At 27.0% G+C, this 19,626-nt stretch carries 15 protein-coding genes; 4 read left to right on the forward strand and 11 right to left on the reverse strand.

Translation table 11 applies throughout. The annotated features are described in order from the left end of the window. Window positions 1–211 precede the first annotated feature (211 nt). From ACRDBA_RS04995 to ACRDBA_RS05010, 4 genes are all read right to left on the reverse strand, one after another. Window positions 212–778 (reverse strand): hypothetical protein, encoded by a 567-nt coding sequence (locus ACRDBA_RS04995; RefSeq protein WP_438571822.1) that lies wholly within the window; start codon window positions 776–778, stop codon window positions 212–214. A 71-nt stretch (window positions 779–849) separates the two neighbouring features. Further along, complete coding sequence (locus tag ACRDBA_RS05000) at window positions 850–2,235, reverse strand: peptidoglycan binding domain-containing protein (protein WP_438571823.1); 1,386 nt, start codon at window positions 2,233–2,235, stop codon at window positions 850–852. 269 nt (window positions 2,236–2,504) lie between these two features. Further along, on the reverse strand, window positions 2,505–5,159 hold the full coding sequence (locus ACRDBA_RS05005) for a beta-N-acetylglucosaminidase domain-containing protein (protein WP_438571824.1): 2,655 nt from the start codon (window positions 5,157–5,159) through the stop codon (window positions 2,505–2,507). A gap of 332 nt (window positions 5,160–5,491) precedes the next feature. Further along, window positions 5,492–6,430: an L-lactate dehydrogenase gene (locus tag ACRDBA_RS05010; protein WP_438571825.1), complete on the reverse strand. Its 939-nt coding sequence runs from the start codon at window positions 6,428–6,430 to the stop codon at window positions 5,492–5,494. A 242-nt stretch (window positions 6,431–6,672) separates the two neighbouring features. On the opposite strand from ACRDBA_RS05010, the gene ACRDBA_RS05015 reads away from it, so the two are divergent. Both ACRDBA_RS05015 and ACRDBA_RS05020 read left to right on the forward strand, forming a co-directional pair. After that, window positions 6,673–8,082, forward strand: coding sequence for a sensor histidine kinase (locus tag ACRDBA_RS05015; RefSeq protein ID WP_438571826.1), 1,410 nt, complete (start codon window positions 6,673–6,675; stop codon window positions 8,080–8,082). A 1-nt stretch (window position 8,083) separates the two neighbouring features. Next, on the forward strand, window positions 8,084–8,701 hold the full coding sequence (locus ACRDBA_RS05020) for a hypothetical protein (RefSeq protein ID WP_438571827.1): 618 nt from the start codon (window positions 8,084–8,086) through the stop codon (window positions 8,699–8,701). Window positions 8,702–8,734: 33 nt separating this feature from the next. Here the strand turns inward: ACRDBA_RS05020 and ACRDBA_RS05025 are convergent, their stop codons facing one another. Further along, entirely contained in the window at window positions 8,735–9,715 is a 981-nt protein-coding gene (locus ACRDBA_RS05025) for a polysaccharide deacetylase family protein (protein ID WP_438571828.1), read from the reverse strand. Between the two features lie 181 nt (window positions 9,716–9,896). Between ACRDBA_RS05025 and ACRDBA_RS05030 the strand changes: the two genes are divergently transcribed. Continuing rightward, window positions 9,897–10,562, forward strand: a complete 666-nt coding sequence (locus ACRDBA_RS05030; RefSeq protein WP_438571829.1) for a response regulator transcription factor — start codon at window positions 9,897–9,899, stop codon at window positions 10,560–10,562. Window positions 10,563–10,652: 90 nt separating this feature from the next. Here ACRDBA_RS05030 and ACRDBA_RS05035 read toward each other — a convergent pair whose 3' ends face one another. Beyond that, entirely contained in the window at window positions 10,653–11,597 is a 945-nt protein-coding gene (locus ACRDBA_RS05035; RefSeq protein ID WP_438571830.1) for a Gfo/Idh/MocA family protein, read from the reverse strand. A gap of 237 nt (window positions 11,598–11,834) precedes the next feature. On the opposite strand from ACRDBA_RS05035, the gene ACRDBA_RS05040 reads away from it, so the two are divergent. Next, entirely contained in the window at window positions 11,835–12,569 is a 735-nt protein-coding gene (locus ACRDBA_RS05040) for a gamma-glutamyl-gamma-aminobutyrate hydrolase family protein (protein ID WP_438571831.1), read from the forward strand. Window positions 12,570–12,642: 73 nt separating this feature from the next. On the opposite strand, the gene ACRDBA_RS05045 is transcribed toward ACRDBA_RS05040, so the two are convergent. The 5 genes from ACRDBA_RS05045 to ACRDBA_RS05065 form a co-directional block, all read right to left on the reverse strand. Continuing rightward, window positions 12,643–13,155 (reverse strand): hypothetical protein, encoded by a 513-nt coding sequence (locus ACRDBA_RS05045; protein ID WP_438571832.1) that lies wholly within the window; start codon window positions 13,153–13,155, stop codon window positions 12,643–12,645. Between the two features lie 191 nt (window positions 13,156–13,346). Continuing rightward, window positions 13,347–15,437, reverse strand: a complete 2,091-nt coding sequence (locus ACRDBA_RS05050) for an ATP-binding protein (RefSeq protein ID WP_438571833.1) — start codon at window positions 15,435–15,437, stop codon at window positions 13,347–13,349. Window positions 15,438–15,658: 221 nt separating this feature from the next. After that, window positions 15,659–17,059 carry a hypothetical protein gene (locus ACRDBA_RS05055; RefSeq protein ID WP_438571834.1) on the reverse strand — a complete coding sequence of 467 codons (1,401 nt, stop codon included), beginning with the start codon at window positions 17,057–17,059 and terminating at the stop codon, window positions 15,659–15,661. A gap of 154 nt (window positions 17,060–17,213) precedes the next feature. Beyond that, window positions 17,214–18,719 (reverse strand): hypothetical protein, encoded by a 1,506-nt coding sequence (locus ACRDBA_RS05060; RefSeq protein WP_438571835.1) that lies wholly within the window; start codon window positions 18,717–18,719, stop codon window positions 17,214–17,216. A gap of 154 nt (window positions 18,720–18,873) precedes the next feature. Further along, a partial coding sequence (locus tag ACRDBA_RS05065; protein ID WP_438571836.1) for an AEC family transporter occupies window positions 18,874–19,626 on the reverse strand: 753 nt, incomplete at its 5' end.

Below are 19,626 nucleotides of genomic sequence, written 5' to 3' on the forward strand. Positions count from 1 at the left end.
CCAAGGATTTGCCGCCGACTTCCTTCAGATTCCACCTCACAATGGACACCCTTGTCTTAAGCTAATGGTTAGCACTATCAACCCCCATATCGGACTTTCACCGACAAGTACGTGCCCATGCTGGGCACACAACAATAAAGGCCCTAGATAATAAATAAATTATCTAGGGCCTTATTTTCATAAATATTAATTTATATTTATGAAATAACTATTATCGTTTTTGATAATATCCTTTTTTATATAAGTTTTCTTTTTCCTTATGACATGGCTTTTCATGCTTAGATTCATGAACACATTTTTTATATTCATCATCAATCATATATGATTTTTTACTATATACTTCAGCATCTTTTATTTCAAAAATAGCTTTTTCTATTAGTCTCATTGCAGACATTATTTTTTTAACTTCTAATTCATATATCTTTTCTGATTCTTTTTTTAGTTCTCTGCATCTTCTAGAATTTTTATTGCACTTTGAATAGCATCCACTTTTATCTATAAGATTATTTGCATTGTTCTGTTCTTCTAATGCCTTTCCTACAATCTCCATAGAACTTTCTAAAGCTTTAAGCGCATTCCATAGATATTCAAAAGCTTCCTTATAAATCAATTCATCGGATTGTTTAAACATTTCGTCTACTTCTTTCATTACCTTGTGGTATTCTTCTATAACAGCTTCACAATTAACATTTGGACTAGGTTTGCTATACGAATTGTTATTTTCTCCACAAATTTTACATTTTGGTTTATGGTATCTTTCTTCTTCATTAGGTCTCATATTATATTCTCCTTTGTAATAAAGTTTAATTTAATATAGTATATGCTTTCTTTCTTTATTTGTTATTTATATTATTCAGTTGTATAACAAACTATAGGAGTTCCTTCTTCAATATTTTCAAAAACTTTTTTAGCTAGGTATTCTGGCATATTAATACAACCATGACTTCCATCTGACTTATAAGTATCTCCACCAAAGCTATATCTCCAGCTTGCATCATGTAAGCCTATATTTCCATTAAAGGGCATCCAATACTTAACTTCTGCTCTATAATTATCTCCTTCTAAAACTGCCCCCTTTTGCTTATACGTAAGCATATACGTTCCTAAAGCAGTTCCTCTTCCTCTATTAATATTTCCTGATACTATATCTCCTTGGGCTATAACCTTCCCATCTTTATGAAACCATAAATATTGATTAGTTATATTAATTTCTACATAAGTATCTCCAATATCATCATCTTCTCTAGATACTGCCTTTTGTATATATTTAGGTTCCTTTACTATTTCCTGTCCATTTTTTATATTTTCTATTAAATCCTTTAGCTCTTCCTTAGTATTTATCTTCCATCCATAATATCCCCCATTTACATCTACCATTTTTCCAGAAGCTGATTTAAATTCTCTAGTTTTTCCAACAGTATTATATTGAACTGCAAGCTCTATCAAATATTCCTTTACATCCTTTTCACTAATTACTACTTCTAAATTATCATTTACTGAAAGCCATTCCTTTATTTGCTCACTATCAAGAACTTCTTTTTTAGATCCAAATTCATATGTAATATTAGCCTTTACATATTTATTTAATATGTTTAAAGTGTGTAATACCTCTGGTGATTCCCTTGTAAATTTAGGATTTTCATAACAATTAATTTCTTCTAAATCTATTAATACTTTTCCTGTAGAAACAGCATCTATAATCTTATTATGGAGTATTTCTAAATTTATCTTATTTCCATATACCTCATCTATTACAATATAATTAGTATCACTAAATTGAAAACTTGCATTTTTAGGTTCAATAATATTACTTGTGTCAAAACATTTAAGTTTAGCTAGCTTTTCCTTTAATAACTTATCATCATATAAGACTAATTCCTTTTCTTCATAAGATTGTTTCTTAAATATTCCTAGTCCCCAAAGTAATGACTTATTATTGTCCTTTATATTTTGAAGGTTATAATTTTCATTTATTTTTAATGATATTTCGTTTCCATTTATTTTTTCTATTTCTCCACCACGTTCTTTTAGCTCCAATTCATAATTGTTTAAATTATCATTTATTAAAAGTCTTGCTTCTTCAATTTTCTTTCCAGATACATTTACTCCATTAATAGTTGTCCCAATATTAAAGCGATTTATAAAATATAATGATGCAATAAAATATAAGAGTACAACTACTCCTAAAGCTATAATTATATTTCCTAAAAGCTTTTTCTCCCCTAATTTTTCCATAATCCCCTTTAGTCCTCCCCATTGCTAACATTTATATAAACCTTCTTTTTATCTTATGTTCAAATTATTTTATTTAAAACTATTATCATATATTATTTCATTTTTAAGCATTCTAGCTATCATTAATACTCCCCATTGTCTAATGTGCTTTTCTAAATTAAATAAAAAACTCCCCTTAATGCTATAAGTAAATTTAAATTTATTATAATTTCTTATAAAAAAAAGAAGATATTGAATAAAATCAACATCTTCTAATTTATAAACTTTAATTATTTTTGTGTTCTAACATTTATAGATTGTGGTTTAGATTCTTCTCCATTTGAGAATTTAGCTGTTACCTTAAATCCATAAATAGTATTTGCTTTTAATGAGTTTATTTCTAATGTAGTTGTTCCTGCTGGTACTTTAGCATATTCCTTACCATCTTTATATACTACATATTCAACCAAACCTACTGTAGATGAAGGTTCGTTCCAAACTAAGCTAACTGAAGAATTTGTTACTTCTTCTTTTCTTAAATCATTAACTTTAGAAACTACTACTTCCTCTTCTACTTCTTCCATATGTCTATATACATTCAATTCTGCAGCTGATGCAAAGTTTCCTACTCCAGCCTTTGCTACTAATCTTACATCTGTAGCTTCTACAGGTTCAAAGTTTAAAACTTTTAGGCTTGAATTTGAATCCCATGTACCTTCTGCCACTTTTACAAAGTTTACTCCATCAGTACTTACTTGTAATTCATAGTTAGTTATAATACCATTATTATCTTTTTGTCTTGGTAAATATGTGTATTTATCTATTACATACTTATCTCCAAGATTTAATGTTATACTTTGTGGTAAAACTGGTTCATTCCACTTAGTATGCCAAATAGAATTTTCATTTCCATCTATAGCGTATCTAGCTTCCCCTTCATTTACTACTCCTAAATGTTCACTAGTTGCTGTTGCAGTCATTTGTCTTTGTGGTATAACAGCTTTATCATACATATTTACTATTTTGCTAACTAAAGGCTTAAGTCTTTTTGATCCAACTGCTGCTGGCAATTCACTTGTACCTTCTCCTTCTAAGCTAGTAACTACGAATGTTGACATTAATTCTAATTTCTCACTTACAAGCTTATGTTGTTTAGTAGCTTCTTTTTCATTTCCTTCCTCTGATGATATTACTACATTCATTGCAGCAATACCAGCTTCTCCTAAAGCCTTATATGCCCCTAGGAATGGTTCTATTTCTTTTAATAATTTCTCATTATCTAAATTATTAATTATAGTTTCTCTATCTTGTATAATTAATTTAAATTCATTCATTAAATCCTTAGCAATTTCAATAGCAGATTCATCATTATCTAAAGCTGCATTTAATGCATCTATTTTTTCTGCTAAATACCATGATTCATCAAATTCAAATGGACCACTAGCTCCACCATCATCTTTTAAATAACAAGTATTTGATGCAAATCTCTTAAATTCTTCTGATACTTCTGGTACTAATTTTTCTATTGATGTTTCCCAGCTTTGCATATATTCAAAGGAATCAGTATTCCATGTATAATCTGCTATGCTGTATAATGCAACCTTTGAAGCTTCTGCTTGGTTCATAGGATTTGAGAAGAATCCTGTTACATTATCTAAATCTGTACTTAAATTATGCATAGGAGCCATTAATACTCTATTATCACAATAGTCATTTACAGGATAATTCCACCAAACAGCAACATCTTTATCTACTCCTGTAGCTGTTTTTGGCCATTCAAATACATCTCTTGAAACATTAGACATAGTAGCATGCCCAGTCCACATTACTTCAACATCCTTATCTAAAGTTTCCATAAATGGCTTAAAGTATCTATTTATATTTGGTCCCCAAGCTGAGTTATATCTTGCTGATACAACTACCATTGGAGCTACATCCCCTTTTGCCTTTACAAAGTCATTATTTATTCTATTAATCCATTCTGCTTGCTTTCCACCATTTGTCCAGTCATCTGTATCATCAAATAATACACCAAACTGACGAACTCCTAAACTATATAATTGTTCAAATTTATTTAATATAGCATTATAGTCTTCATCTGTAAATTGAAGTGTAGCACCTGGATGGATTGTCCAACAGAAATTAAAGTTATTTTCTGTACCTACTTTAGCAAGTTCAGCTATTTCCTTAGCCTTATCTTCAGGGTAAAGTTCCTTCCAATTGCTTCTATGATATGGATCATCCTTTGGAGCATAAATATAAGTATTCATCTTATACTCACTTGTATCTGCCATTAAGCTCATTCTATCTTCATGGCTCCATGGATATCCATAGAAACCTTCTATAAATCCTCTTAAAGCTATTTCTGGATAATCTTCTACTACCACTTCAGCAACCTTATTATTGATATTTTTTTGCTCTAGAACTTGTCCTAAAGTTAAAACACCATAATATGCTCCATCTTCATCTGCTCCAAGAATAGAAATTATTCCATTTTCATTTTCATTATCACTTATTTTAAGAACATAACCTTCCTTGTTAACTAATGCTTCTTTATTATCTCCTTCAGTTGTACATTCTTCACAATGCTCCTTGTCTGATGAAACTACAATATTAGTTTTATCTTCTACAACTTCATTTGATATAATATATTTTATGTTATTTTCCTTTAATATTTTTTCTAGCTTTGGTAATGTTGCTTCTTCATGATCCCCATGCATTACAACGTTTACTATGCTAGTAAAGCTTATCCCATCTTCTGATAAATACTCTACTACTTGAGGAACAGGATAAATATCCACCTTTGAATTATCTACATTTTCTAATGAATTAAAGTTTACTTGAGCTAAAGGGCTTAAGCATGTTGTCATAGCTATTGCAACTGCAAATGTTGTAGCTAACATTCCTTTTCTAACTATCTTTTTACTTTTATTATTCTCCTTCATACTTCTTCCTCCTTTTTTTTGATTAAATAACATATTATGTTACTTATCTCCCTTTCATTTTAACATATTTTATATTTTTTTACATATTTTTTAAAAAGTTTTTTTATATTCTTTATTTAAATACCACTGAAAATATTTTTTACATTAATTATTTATTTATTTATTAATTCAATATTGAATAAATATGTTTTTATAAAGGGTAACCTTTTCCTAATATTCTATTTTAAATCCTAAAAATTAAAATAATAAAATAAAGGTTTGCTTATGCAAACCTTTATCTTATTCTCTATTTGAAAAATATTAAATTAGAAGTTAACCTATGTTAACAATATTTAATTTTCATTTATTCTATCTATATACTCTTTCATTAATTTAGCAGATAATAAAAATTTTTCATGTTCTTCTTCTGATAAGTCAACATTAAGTATTTTTTCTACTCCATTTCTTCCTACCACTGTTGGAACGCTTAAATAAGTATCCTTTACCCCTAAATAATCTTCTAACAAACTAGAAACACTTAAAATTGTTTTTTCATCACCTAGTATAGCTTTTACTATACGTGTTAAAGCTACTGCAACAGCAAAAGAAGTTGCACCCTTTCTCTTTATTACTTCATATGCAGAATTTTTAACATCATCTGAAATAACTGTTTCTGTATCCTTATCCCATTCTATAGAATACTGCTCTGAAAAGCTCTTTATATCTATATTTCCTATTCTTAATGATGACCAAGGCACAAATTCACTATCACCATGTTCTCCTAATACAAAACCATCAATGCTTCTTCCATCAATTGAAAAATACTTCCCAATTAAACTTCTTAACCTTGCTGTATCTAAAACAGTTCCTGACCCTATTACTCTATTCTTAGGAAATCCTGATAACTTATATGTCATATAAGATAGTATATCTACTGGATTAGAAACTACCAATAATACTGATTCAGGACTAAGTTTAGCTATTTTAGGTATAAAGCTTTTAAATATTTTATAATTTTTATCGACTAAATCTAGCCTTGTTTCTCCTGGCTTTTGTCCTACACCTGCAGTTATAATTATAATATCTGAGTTAGCTGTGTCTTCTAAAGCACCTAAGGTTATATTACAAGGACTACATAATGAACTACCATGCATTAAATCCATTACCTCTCCTAATGCCTTTTCTTGATTTATATCATTAATTACTATTTCCCTAGCTATCCCTTTTTGCATTAAAGCAAATGCAGTTGTTGCTCCTATTGCTCCTGCTCCTATTATTGAAATTTTGCTCATATAATATTCACCTTCTTATAAAAATTATTATCATTATTATTTATAATATTCTTAATAGAATATTTTATTCAACCTTGAACACTTAAGTACCCATTACCTTAATAAAATCTGTGTAAATAACTATTAAATCCTTGTAATATTATTGTAAAATGCATAAAATAAAGTCTCTAGTCTTTTAATATGTATTATAATTAATTTATACTTTACATATTTAAAATAAATAATAACTAAAGAGGATAATTATGAAGCTAAAAAATAAACTTCTTTATCACGTAGGTCTTTTAATTTTTATAACACTTATTCTTTTTTCTTATTTCTTAATACAAGCATCCTTTAATAAAGATTTAAGAAAATCTTTTGATTCTGGTATAAGCGAATATTATGTTATTTATTCTAATATTAAAACAGGAGAAAATTTAAAGAATCTACTTTTAACAAATAATGAAATAATAAAAATAAAATCTGAGATCTATTTAAATAACAAGGAAACTAAAAATTTATCTTTAGAATTTAGAAATAAAGATATGGAAGTTATTTATTCATCAGATAATAAAACTTTATCTTTACCTTTAGAAATTTATGATGTTATTGATGGTAAACATAATTATATACTTCATGAAGAAAATAAAACTACATATTTGGTTATCAATAATATTATTTCTTTAAATGGTTCTAACTTATATTTTACTTATAAATTAGATTTAAGTCCTATTTATATTAGTAAAAATAATAGCTTTTTAGCTGTTTGTAGCATAAATACTATTGTTACTCTTCTATTAATAGTATTTATTTATTTAATTTCATCTGAAATAACAAACCCATTAAATACATTAATTAAAAATATAAATAAAGTAATTGATGGTAATTATAATGAAACTATTGTTTATACTGGTGATATTGATGAAATATCAAAAATTTCTCATCAATTTAATTTAATGAGCGGAGAAATTAATAATAAAATTAATTTACTTAAAAGACAAAATAAAGAAAAGGAGAGATTTATAAATAATCTAACCCATGAAATAAGAACTCCCCTTACTTCTATAATAGGCTTTTCAAGCTTAATGTTAGATAAAGATGTTAAGGACATAACTCTTTTACAAAATTCATTAAAAACTATAAATAAGGATGGAAAAAGGCTATTAGATTTAAGTAAAACTCTAGTTAAGCTTATTACTTTAGATAATGCTTCTATAGAAATCCAATCTGTAGACTTAAAGAACATTCTTAATGATTTACATGAAAGATTTTCTCTTAAACTAAAAGAAAATAATATTTCCTTTAATATAACAGGAAAGAACCTTATTATATTGGGGGATTACGACCTTATATCTATTCTTTTATCTAACTTTATTGATAATTCTATAAAAGCTATTAATAAAGATTGTATTAATAAATCAATTAATATTACTATTAATGAGAATTGTATTACTATTGCTGATACTGGAAAAGGCATTTCTAAGGAAAATTTAAATAAAATATGGGAACCATTTTATATGGACGATAACTCTAGGCATAAATCTATTAATGGATTTGGATTTGGGCTATCTATTTGTAAAGAAATATTAAAACTTCATAATATTAAATGTGATATTACTAGCCAATTAAATATAGGAACAACCATAACCTTATATTTTAATAAGGAGACATAATATGAAACATATAAAAACCTTATATACTATTTATACAGTTATAATTATTTTACTTTTTATAGTAACTCTTCAACCTATTAAAAATAATGTAGTTTATAAAAGTAATACATCATTAGCTGATTATGCCCATATTATTTCTGATGAAAGTATGTCTGAAAATAATTTAACTATAAAATCAAAGGAAATACTTCAATTATTTTATGGGAATATAGATTTTTCAGATTATTCTATATCAATAAATGATTATTCTTATAATGGAGAAAAAATAATTTATTTAGATTTTATTCATAATAAGAAAGAAGATAACTTTTATTCTATTACTTATGACAGTAATTCTGGTGATGTTATTTCTATTTCAGCTTTACCAGCTAAAGAATCTTATAATGACTCATTATTAAATGAGGATGAATTAACTAAATTATCTTCAGATTATATTTATAAAATTCCTATAAGTAATATTAATGATTTTCAACATACACAAAATCTTTTAAAATCTGATAATTTATTTATTTCATATTATGAAAATAAGTATAATAATAGCACTATACTTCTCACCTTAGATAGTAGTACAGGAGAGTTTTTATCCTTTTATTGTCTTAATATAAATAACAAATTATAAAAGACTACCGAAGCTTTTAGCCTCGGTAGTCTTTTATTTAATAATCTTAAACTCATATCCTCTTTCTTTATAAAAATCTATAACATAAGGAAGAGCTTCTACTGTTTTCTCTTTTCCATATGTATCATGCATTAAAACTACAACATTATTTAATCCTTCTGAACTTGTTTCTATATATTCTATCATTTCTTCTACGCTATACATAATACCTTCAGCATCACCATTTAATGCATTCCAATCCAAACTTACAACACCATCTTCTGATAACCTACTATCAAACTTAGGTAAATTAGGATCATTATAAAATACTCTACTATTGTAGCCTCCTGGCATTCTTAAAATTCTTGTATTAAATTCTTCACCAACAGCCTCTCTTATTAAGCTATTTGTTTTATAAAATTCCTCCATAAAGTAATTTACATCTACAGAGTTTCCTGGATAAAGCTTTTGCATTGAATGGCTATAAGAATGATTAGCTATAGCATTACCTTCTTTTAATATTCTTCTTAATGTATTTTTTGATTCGGGTGCTTCTTCTATTCTAGTTCCTAAAACAAAAAAAGTAGCTTGTACATCTTTTTCCTCTAATATATCTAATACTTCCTTAGTAAGAGGGCTTGGACCATCATCAAATGTTAAAAACACGTTTTTTTCTTCCCCTTCATATGTTCCATTTAACATATTAGCTACTATGTTTGCATCTACAGCATTTTCATTTCCTTCATATGTTATATTAAAATCTGGCAGTATTTCATCTCCTCTTGGTATTATCTGAGCTTCTTTTTCTACAATATTGTCTTCTTTTTTACTTCCACTACTAGTGCTATTACTCCCTTCCCCACTAGGATTTTCCTTTGCTACTATTTCCAGATCATCCTTTGGGAATATTTTATTTTTTATAATTAATACAGAACTTACACATACTACTAATAATATAAGCCTTGCCATAAGTATCTTTCTTTTTCTTATACGTCTTCTTTGTATCTTTCTTTTTACATATTCTTTATTAGTCATTTTATTTCATTCCTTTAACTTTAAAATACTAAACATATTCTCTTACTTATTATTGTATCTAAAAATCTAAGCGTATTTTGTTCTTTTTTGTAAAAGAGTTGTAAATTTTATTAATTTAATGCATTATATTGTATTATTAGGATATAATAAGTAATTGAATGAAATTAACTTAGGAGGAATTATGGCTAATATACTTATTGTAGAAGATGAAAAATCTATAAGAGATTTAATTTCATTAACACTTCAAATGGACAATCATACTTCTACAGGTACTGATAATGGTGAAGACGCACTAACTTTAATACAAGATAATTATTTTGATTTAATCCTGTTAGATATAATGATTCCTAAAATAAATGGAATTGAATTATTACCTAAAATTCTAGATAAACAAATGCCTGTAATATTTTTAACTGCTAAATCTTCTCTCCAAGATAAGATACTTGGTTTAAGACTTGGGGCTGATGACTATATTACCAAACCCTTTGAACCACTAGAGCTTTTAGCTCGTATTGATGTAGCCCTTAGAAAAAACTCATTTAATAATAAATCTCAAGAAAATATTATTACTTATTATCACCTTGAAATTTATCCTCTTCAAAGATTAGTTAAGAATAACAATATAGAAGTTCAATTAACCGCTAAAGAATATAGTTTATTTATGGAATTTATTGAAAACAAAAATACTGTTCTTAGTCGTGAAAACCTTTTAAACAAAATTTGGGGCTATGAATTTTATGGTGAAACTAGAACTATCGACATGCATGTAAAGCAAATTCGAGAAAAACTACAATTAAAGGACTATTTAAAGACTATTTATAAAGTAGGCTACAAACTTAAAAATTAATTTTCTATGTATTTAGTAAATTATTTCAAGTTTAAAATAAAATTAAAAACACCTAATAAGATTAATTTCTCATTAGGTGTTTCATTTATATTATTTTCTTATTGTATCTAAAATGTTCATTACTCTTATAGATTCATCTAATGTCATTTTAGGACTTTCTAAAAGTTCTTCCTTTAAGCATCTATTTACTTCTTGTATTTGTGAATAGAAATCATCTTCTTTATAAGGCTTTTCTATATTGGTTTCATTTCCATTTACTTTTATAATAAAGTTGTTAGGTCTATTACACATTGGCACTTCTATTTGGCCTAATGTACCTTTAATAATAGCCTTTCTTTCCTTTGTATAAGTAAATGAACCTTCTATTGTAGCTTGTACACCATCTTTAAAAATAATATTAGAAACAAAGGCTGTATCAATTCCCTCTTCATTTAATGTTTTTTTAGTTTTAACTTCTTTAATTTCTATAGGATGGATATCCATGACAAATGATAATGGATAAATCCCTACATCTAATATAGCTCCTCCCATAGTTTTATCAAATAAGTAGCTTGTTTCCTTTACATCTGCTTTATCACAGAAATTAGCTTCAATACTTTTAATTTCTCCAATAATATTATTATTTAAACTAGCCTTAAGTTCTTCTATTGCAGGTAGGAATCTTGTTTTCATTGCTTCCATAAAAAATGTCTTATTTTCAATAGCTACTTTTTTTACTTCTATCATTTCATCTTTATTTAACGTAACAGGCTTTTCACATAATACTGCCTTTTTTTTATTTAAAGCTTTTATAGACCATTCTTTATGTAACCCATGTGGTAATGCTATGTAGACTACATCTATATTTTCATCATTTAATAATTCATCATAACTATCATAAAACTTTTTACAGTTGTATTCTTCTGAAAAACTCTTTGATTTTTCTAATACCCTAGATGCTACCCCATATAAGTATCCATCATGACTTTTTTCTAAACTTTTTGCAAATCGTACTGCGATATTTCCTAGCCCAATAATTCCCCATCTTATCATCATAACACTCCTATCCTATACTATTATTACAAAATATTACAAAGTAAATTTAAGTAAGTAAATCTTTACATATACATTATAACTAATTTTCAGCAATATAGTATATATATTATTTTATTTTCATCTAAAATTCACAAATAAATTTTTTGTCTAAAATTTGCTTTTATGACAATGTCTATACGTACCCTTTATAAGCCTATTGCATAAATTATTATATACTCTAAATAGGGAGGTGTTACTTTGAGAAAACCTATTATCGGTATAGCAGGAGGATTATTTTATGAAAGCAAACCAATTTTAGTTGGTGCACCTTATGACTTTAATAATAATACCTATTCACAGTGTATTTTTAAAGCAGGCGGAATTCCAATTTATTTGCCAGTAATAAATGATTCTGAAACTATAGATTCTCAATTAGGTCTATGCGATGGTCTTTTAGTTCCAGGTGGAGATGATGTTAATCCAATATTTTACAAAGAATCTCCAAAACCACTTTTAGAATCATCTGTAGAAATAGTTGATTCATTTCAAATAAAATTAATAAATAAAGCCCTTGAATTAAATAAGCCTATATTTGCAATATGTAGAGGGATGCAAGTTCTTAATATATCTACTGGTGGCTCTTTATACCAAGATATATCCTATGCTAACTCTAATTATATACAGCATAAGCAAAACTCACACCTTACACAAACTAGTCATTCTATAAAGCTAATTCCCCAAAGTATATTGTCTAATACTTTAGGAAATAGATGCTTTGTAAATAGTGCTCATCATCAATGTGTAAAAAAAATATCTACAGAATTTATGATTTCTGCTCTTGCTCCTGATGGAGTTATTGAAGGAATAGAAATGAAAAATAAAAAATTTGTTGTAGGAGTACAATGGCATCCTGAAATGTTATCTCTTAGTAACTCTAATATGCTTGATTTGTTTAAATGCTTTATTTTTAGTTCACAAACTAATTGGAATTAATTTACCCTTTAAAATTAAATAAACTATTATAGATATAGGATAACTAATATATTATTACTAGTTCCTATATCTTTTATTTATACGCAAAGAAAATTTCTATATTGCTTAATTTTTCATTTAATAAACCCTTTACCTTAAAGTTTTTTCTTTCTATCAATAACAATGTCATGGCTTGCCATAATACCACGGTTCCTCCAGCACTTAAAAATTCTCCTATCAATGATATTTCTATATACTTGGTCACACAATAATAAAGACTTAATAAGATTATTGCTAAAGCAAAATAATAAATTATTCTTTTTATCCCTATTCCCATAACTATTTCTTCATAACTATCAAAGGATTTATAGTAATTATGTATTCCTTTTATTGTTTTTATTTCTAAAGCCTCACTTTTAATTTCTAATGGAAGATATATTTTTAATATTACATTAAAATCATCCTTTGGTATTTCTACATATGTATTCTTAATAAACGAATCAACAGAATCACTTACACTTCTTTTTTCTATTTCTCTATAATCAATTTCATTAAATATTTCCTCATAACTTCCTAGCTTAATTGGAATAATAAATCTTTCGCTCATAAGCACTCTCCCCTTAATGTAAACTAATACTTTTATTATTAATTTGTTTTTAACTTTATATTCAATATTATTAAATATAAGCTCCATCTTATAAAACTTGTATAAAAAAAACTCTAAGAGAATTCTTATCTCTTAGAGTTTTTACTTAATAAATAAAGAGTAATATTATTTCAATTTGTACGATTATTTACTTATACTAAACCATATATATCTGATAGTTCTGTAAATATTCTTTCTTGACATACATCGTACTTCTCTATATCTAAATCATCTAATATATTACTTATTAACTTGTCTGGAAGTAATATTTTAAATTCACTTCCTTTACCTTCTATAGAATCAAGTTCAATAAATCCATCATGTATATCAACTAGTGAGCTGACTAATGATAGTCCTATTCCACTTCCCTCTGTTTTTCTATTTAAAGACTTGTCTATTTGCTCAAACTTTTCAAAAATCTTCTTTTGCATCCCCTCTGGTATTCCTATACCTGTATCCTTTACCTTTATAGATATAAAATCATTTTCTTTTGAAATAATTACAAATATCTCACTATTATCTTGACTAAATTTTATAGCATTGGACAGTAAATTCAACATTATTCTTTCTATCATATAAGGATCACATTTAATAAGTTTCTCCTCAATATCAGTATCAAATATAATATTTATTCCTTTGATTTCAACGCTTGATAAAACTGACATTGTTATTTCTTCTACAAGTGAAATTATATCATGATTAACAAAATTAGGTTTTAGTGCTCCTGAATCTAATTTCGTCATATCTATAATATTATGAACAAGCTTAAGCATTCTTAAGCAATTTTGCTTTACACTTTTTTCATGCTTTAAATAATACTCCTTAAAATCCTTATCACTTTTATCCTTAAACAAGTTCATAAGCTGAATTGAAGAATATATTATGTTAATTGGTGTTTTAAGCTCATGAGATAATGTTGCAAAAAAATCATTTCTTTCTTTTTCTTGATCTCTTAACTTTTCATAATTATTCTGAGTTACGATATATTTCTTTATTAAATCTGTATGCTCTATTTCTGCTAAAGTATTGTTTGCCTTATTCATATAATAAAAAGCAGATTTATAATTCTCCATAGCTTCATAAATAAGAGACAATTCTCTACATGCTTCTATAGCATATCTAGCCTCATATTTTTCAGTAGTCTCTAAGGCATATTCATAATATTTTATAGCTTCTTTGTAGTTTTTAAGCTTAAAATAAACTGTTCCATAAAGCTGAGCTATATAGTAATCTGAATGACTAAATATATATCCAAATCCATATTTTTTATAAATTTTTTCTGCATTTTTTAATAATACTAATGCATCACTTGATCTTCCTTCATCAGTTAGAATAATATGTTTCACCCTTAATAAATTAAGTTGTGTTCCATACTGCTCTTTTTTTATATAATCTAACTCATTTACATATTCTTCACAACTATCTATAATATCTTCCACCTTGTCTAATTCAATATTATTATCAAGATGAACTGATATTAAATCTAATGCAACAATTGCCATTAAAGGATAATTTTTTTTAAATCTTTCTTCATTTAATATTCCTCTAAAAGTATTTATAGCTTTTAAATTCATACTTAATTCAAAGTATCCTACCCCTATATAATACAGAGTTAATCCTTCTATATCTTCAATATTATATTTTCTAGCAAGTTCTAAAGCTTTTCCATAAATATCTATAGCTAATTCAAAGTCATTTAACCCAATAGAATAAATAGACGCTATAGACATATATATCTGAGCTGATAATGCTGTTTCAAAATGATATAAATAGTCTAATGTCTTCTCCACACATAATCTAAGAGCTTCCTTAGGATAATTATTTCTAAAAATCATTACAGCAACTCTTGAATTAAATAATGCTACATCTTCATACTTATCCATACTAATTAGTATATGTTCAGCCATATTATAAAATCTTTTAAACCTCACATTATCCCTTAAAATCAAATTATTTATCGCAACCCAAATATATGCTCTCCCAAGAAAATAATTATTTTTTATAAGCTTTGCATACTCAGCCGTTTTTAAGGCACTTTTTATAGCCTCTTTTGGATTATTTTCTCTATAATAAGCAACGCTCATTATATGGTGAAGTTTTAATTTTTCCTCATTTGTTAATTCATTATTATTTTTAAGTTCTTCGCGTATTTCTCTTCTAATATTTTTTATTTCATCCACATCAATATTTATATCAGTTTTATATTCTATTGTGAATATAATTGAGTCCACTTTAATATTCATTATAATACCCTCTACAAATTGCTTCCCTTTTTTCTTACCCAAACCTTTTTCAATTTTAAACAAAAATTTAATTTTTCACGGTCTTTTTTCCATGTAAATTTATTCCTTGTTAAACAATTATAACCTTTTTTTAATTATTTGTCATTATTTCTTGATAATAATGTTAATAAAAGTAAATAAAAAGCATTAATAATTTTGTAATTAATGCTTTTATTTCTAAGTTATATTCTTCTTATAATTGCCCAAAATAAATCTTCATCTTCAATAGTATTATCTATATTTATTGCCTTATTTACCTTATGAATACTTACTTTATTATATATTTCATTAATATACTTATTAGTATTTTCTATATGCCTTTTAGAAACCTCTTCCTTAATACTCTTTGTTTTTTCTAAATTATAATCTTTTATAATTGAATACTTTCTTATTTCTTCTATTATTTCTTCTAAAGAATCATAATTACACTTATCTAAATATTCACCAAAATCCCTTATGGTTGGGAAGTTTATTGAATTATATTTTATTATAGGTATTCCATAAAGCGCAGCATCTAAAACTGAGGTCATACCTCCTATCATAAAGGAATTCATATAAATATCTGCAATTTGGTAAAACTCATGGGGATAAGGCTGAACTCCCATTACTCTTATTTTACCACCTGTTAAATTACTTACCTCCTCCCATATTCCTATCTTCCTTGGACCTACAACATAAACTACTACATTTTTAAGTTTCTCAACTATTTCCTTTAACATATATTCAAACTTATTATCATTAAAGCTCCTATACTTATATCCATTAGACATTGTTAAAATAACGGTAGTATCCTTATCTAAACCGTATTTCTTTCTTACTTCATCACGATTAAAATCATTCTTTTTTTCTAATGGAATAGGAAAAATATATGATTTTTTTGCTCCCCTTCTTTTTAATGTAATCGCTTGTCCACTTGGTCTCATATCTAAAACCAAGTCAGCAATACTAGAACCTAGCCAAAAAACATGGTCTCCATGATTCATATAAACTACTGGTGGCCCACCATCTATTCCAAATGCCATTACAGGTATTGGATCAAACATATGAACATGTAAAATTACTACATCTGCCCACTGATATGCTATTTTCCTAAGAGCCATTGCTTTTTCTGTCTCAAGTCTTGAAAAATTTTCTAGTGTTACATACTCAACCTTATCTAAAAGCCAATTAGGTGTTGAACCTATAGGCCAATTTATTACTAAAGAATGTACAGAATCAGGGTCATTTTTAATCCACTTTTCTATTATTTTTGTATGCCCACCAGTATAATAGCCTTCACTAATAACATGTAGTACCTTCCTTTTAGAAGATGGAGTAAATATCCTATCATAAACTTCAATATCAGGTAAGTTTTTAGCGCATACTTGAAGAATGTTTTCTATTTGTCTAGAAGCATAAATTCCTAAATGTCTTTCTGATGCTTCATAAGCATAATTCCTTGCATTTTTTGCTGCTTCTTCATAATTTTTATTAGTAAAATCATTAAGCATTGCATCAAAATATTTTTGTGCTAAAACCTTATTACTATTTAGATACTTTTTTGCTTCTTCTTTATCTATTGAAAATAAATCTTTAGATTCCATTTTCTTATCACATCCTTTATTTATTAAAATTTTAGCTATTATATACTATGACTAATATTAAATATTGAGAGTCTAATTAATGTAAAAAGGAGATTGAAATTATTCAATCTCCTTTAATATAATATATTAGTTATTACATTGACTTATAGTGAAACTATCCTTGTAATAATGGGATAATTTTATCCATATTTTTGCCTAATACTTCATAATGTCCTTCTAGTTCTTTTCTTACATCATTGAACATCTTATCATATGCAGAAATGTCATAATAATTGTTGCAACCACATTCCTCTCTTACTCTCCAAACTTCACAACCCTCAAACGGATTGGCTGTACCTAAATAAAGCTTATTCATACTATCTGTAAATAATATTCTTCCTCCATAGTTAAATGGATTATTTAAACCATTTTTAAATACTGGTCTAAAGTGAACTCCATCTTCTGATTCATATAAATCAAATCCATATGGATATTTTATCTTCTCTAAAATTCTAATAACCCCTTCATAAGCAGCTATAATAATTTTAGTTTCTAGCACTCCAATTTTACTTTCTATATAAGCCTTATTTCCTAATAATAATTGAAGAATAACTTCCATATTGCTGGAATCATCAAAGGTAGTAATTAATAACTTACCATTATATTCTTTAATTTGCCATGCATAAACATTAAATGGATTACTAAAGCCTTGTGCATATCCTGAAATACTTCTTCCTCTTACACCATTAGTTGGTTGTGAAGGAATTAATGCTGGTCCACCTACAACTAGTTGCCACATATCTCTTTTATCAATTCTAATAATATCGCAGCCCATTGGTATTGCCCAAGCTAAAGGTAAACTCTTTGTTGCACTTACATATAAATGATTTTTAAATGTTCCTATACTAAGTGTATATTTATTTGCAGAGTCTCCAAATCCTTTATCAACTATTAATGTCCACTCATTTAATTTGGGAATCTCTCCATTGCTTCTCCATACTTGACAACCATCACTAGCACTTGTAGCTACATATAACTTATTGTTAAATATAGCCATATTACTAATAGCTCCCTTAGGATTTTTATTTGGGTCATATAAAGGATTAGTTGTATCTATTACATTTTCCCAAGGATAAAACTCTGGATCTTTACTTTTAAATAAATATGGTGTTTGATCTAAGGTTGCTTCATTAACTGTTGCCATATATAATCTATCTTTAATTACAACCATTGCTCTAGATGAAGTTCCTGATAAACCTTTTGTTGGCATTAAAAACCAATCTATACCATTAGTTGTTTTGTAAACAACTACATCTGATCCATAAGAAGCCACATATAGTGCATCTGCTCCACCATTAGGATTATAAGAAATCATAAATCTAAATCCGCTAATCCCTAAGCTATCTGGTGCTTTAAACACTCTTTTCCAAGGTAAGCTACCATCTTTTTTATATCTCCAAATCTCCGGATTATTATCTTGTGGTAATGGCTCTAAAAGTGATGGTGGATTTACTCCTGGTGCAATACCTTGTATTATTGATAATGGAACATTTCTTCCAGTTCCAACATAAATATAATCACCTAATTCTCCCATTGCCCATGCATAGTTATTTTGCCTTGCATTATTTAAATCTTTAAAATCAAATCCATTAGTTGAAGTAATATTCTTAAAACTAAGCATATACTTTTACTCCTTTGTATCTTATTTTTCTTCCTATACTACAATATATGACCTAAAATATTAACAGTTCCTTAAAATATGAAATAATTGTCTTAAAATATAACTTAATTATCTTTATTTTCCGCTTAATATCACCTAAATAATTAATATATATTTAATTAAGCAACATAGAAATTACCGGTATTGTTATTATAGATATTAATGTTGTTATAAAAATTATAATTGCAGCATATTCCTTATCTTTATTGAAATCTGCTGCAAATATAGATGTCATAGCAGCAGCCGGCATAGCCTCTAAAAGAATAATAGTATTTATAGCTGTAGATGTATCTTTAATTAATATAGAAAATAAGTACATTCCAAGTGGTATTAGTATCATTTTTATAAAAGCACCATAATATATAGTCCAAGAATTAAAAATATCTTTTATCTTAACCTTTGATAATATATTTCCTACTATTAGCATTGATAAAGGTGCTGTCATATCTCCTACTATTTTAGTTGCATCAAAAATAGCCTTTGGTAATTGAATATTAAATAAAATCATAGGAACTCCTATATATACAGCTACAACCCCAGGGTTAAGTAATACCTGTTTTATATCTTTTTTAGAAAATGAATCTGAAAACAACATAACTCCATATGTCCATAAAACTATAGAAAATACCATATTAAAAATTGAAGTATATATTACCCCCTCTGCCCCATATATACTATTTATTATTGGAAATCCTATAAAGCCACAATTAGAAAATATATTAGCAAAGTGTAATATTTTATTTTTTTCTCCCTTAACCTTAAATAAGGTTATCTTAGATATTATTCCAGCTATAATAAAGGCTACAACACTATAAATAAATGATAAAAATATCTTTTTTCCCATTCCTTCATTAAAGGAAAAGCTAAA

The sequence above is a fragment of the Clostridium sp. genome (genome assembly GCF_051654825.1).
Classification (GTDB): domain Bacteria; phylum Bacillota; class Clostridia; order Clostridiales; family Clostridiaceae; genus Clostridium.

Excerpts from the sequence above, each read along its gene's own strand:
- ACRDBA_RS04995 (WP_438571822.1), bottom strand. The coding sequence starts at position 778 with ATGAGACCTAATGAAGAAGAAAGATACCATAAACCAAAATGTAAAATT.
- ACRDBA_RS05000 (WP_438571823.1), bottom strand. The coding sequence starts at position 2,235 with ATGGAAAAATTAGGGGAGAAAAAGCTTTTAGGAAATATAATTATAGCT.
- ACRDBA_RS05005 (WP_438571824.1), bottom strand. The coding sequence starts at position 5,159 with ATGAAGGAGAATAATAAAAGTAAAAAGATAGTTAGAAAAGGAATGTTA.
- ACRDBA_RS05010 (WP_438571825.1), bottom strand. The coding sequence starts at position 6,430 with ATGAGCAAAATTTCAATAATAGGAGCAGGAGCAATAGGAGCAACAACT.
- ACRDBA_RS05015 (WP_438571826.1), top strand. The coding sequence starts at position 6,673 with ATGAAGCTAAAAAATAAACTTCTTTATCACGTAGGTCTTTTAATTTTT.
- ACRDBA_RS05020 (WP_438571827.1), top strand. The coding sequence starts at position 8,084 with ATGAAACATATAAAAACCTTATATACTATTTATACAGTTATAATTATT.
- ACRDBA_RS05025 (WP_438571828.1), bottom strand. The coding sequence starts at position 9,715 with ATGACTAATAAAGAATATGTAAAAAGAAAGATACAAAGAAGACGTATA.
- ACRDBA_RS05030 (WP_438571829.1), top strand. The coding sequence starts at position 9,897 with ATGGCTAATATACTTATTGTAGAAGATGAAAAATCTATAAGAGATTTA.
- ACRDBA_RS05035 (WP_438571830.1), bottom strand. The coding sequence starts at position 11,597 with ATGATGATAAGATGGGGAATTATTGGGCTAGGAAATATCGCAGTACGA.
- ACRDBA_RS05045 (WP_438571832.1), bottom strand. The coding sequence starts at position 13,155 with ATGAGCGAAAGATTTATTATTCCAATTAAGCTAGGAAGTTATGAGGAA.
- ACRDBA_RS05050 (WP_438571833.1), bottom strand. The coding sequence starts at position 15,437 with ATGAATATTAAAGTGGACTCAATTATATTCACAATAGAATATAAAACT.
- ACRDBA_RS05055 (WP_438571834.1), bottom strand. The coding sequence starts at position 17,059 with ATGGAATCTAAAGATTTATTTTCAATAGATAAAGAAGAAGCAAAAAAG.
- ACRDBA_RS05060 (WP_438571835.1), bottom strand. The coding sequence starts at position 18,719 with ATGCTTAGTTTTAAGAATATTACTTCAACTAATGGATTTGATTTTAAA.